The following is a 1055-nucleotide window of genomic DNA, read 5'->3' as shown; positions in this document are numbered from 1 at the left end:
TTAACGTGAACTTTTCAATATCTACGCAGCTATTGGCGGGCAGTACTGCCTCAATTCCAATGGAGATGCAATACTAACTTTGGGTTTTCTTTGGTAAAAAGAATAGGCACACATGGCCGCCAACGAATGCGTAAAAGCATTAATTGGGTTTCGGTGCCTTGTGTGTTCAAGGTCCATTACCATCTTTTGGATACCGATTACGGTTTCAATAAGGGGTCTTTTTTTTGCCATTTTTTGAGCCTCCAAAGGGGTATCCTTAGCTGATTTTTTCTTGGCGTTGTTTCGGGGTTTGGCAAAGAAGTCAACCTCATTGTCATACTCAACAAAGGCCATTTTGGCCTCATTCATCAAATAGCCCTTGTCACCAAACACCCATCCAGAAAGGTCTTTGAGAAGGTAAAAAAGAGTAGCAATATTTGTATCTGAACAACTTCCTGTTGTAAAACAAGTTTGTACAACCTGCCCTAAATTGTTGATAATCAGATGTATCTTTATACCGTAAAACCACCCCGTAGAAGTTTTCCCCCAGTCAGCGAGCCCTTTAAAAACTTTGTGTTGATGTACTCGCTTAGGATGACAAGCCTCTATTTTGGTGCTGTCAATGAAATAGATACCTGTCCTGATTGAGGATTTACAACGATGTAAATGAAAGCAAAACATAGGTAGAAATGCCATTGGGATATACCAAATAAAACGGTCGTAACTTACCAACGTTGGAAAGTCTTTTTTTAGCTCTTTACTAACATACTCCAAGTAGTAATGCTTAAAGTTTTTGTAATGAGAATAATGATAATAGATTAAGATGGTCATTATTTCACTCATACAACCCAAATGGCGTTTAGAGTGCCAATCTATGGTTGCAGCATAGGCTGCGATTTTTCCTAAGTGTTTTTTGTTAAACTCGTCCACTTCGTAGTATATTTCCGTCAGCATAGGGAGGAATTGGTTAGTTTTTGAATGTTTAGCAACTCCAAAATACTATTCTTTCACTCTCTATGCTATGTTGTGCTCTTTAAAACCCAGTATTATCCTATATTCCCTGAAAAGTTCGCGTT

1 protein-coding gene is annotated in these 1055 nt (G+C 38.4%); it reads right to left on the bottom strand.

The annotated features are described in order from the left end of the window. Positions 1–21: 21 nt before the first annotated feature. The gene (locus DVG78_RS29850; protein WP_158550154.1) at positions 22–909 is read right to left on the bottom strand and encodes an IS982 family transposase; all 888 of its coding nucleotides are present in this window, start codon (positions 907–909) and stop codon (positions 22–24) included. Positions 910–1055 lie beyond the last annotated feature (146 nt).

Origin of the sequence: Runella aurantiaca (assembly GCF_003339505.1) — a bacterium.
Taxonomy (GTDB): Bacteria; Bacteroidota; Bacteroidia; order Cytophagales; family Spirosomataceae; genus Runella; species Runella aurantiaca.
The sequence above is the reverse complement of the archived record's forward strand: the minus strand, read 5'-3'. Positions and strand labels throughout refer to the sequence as shown.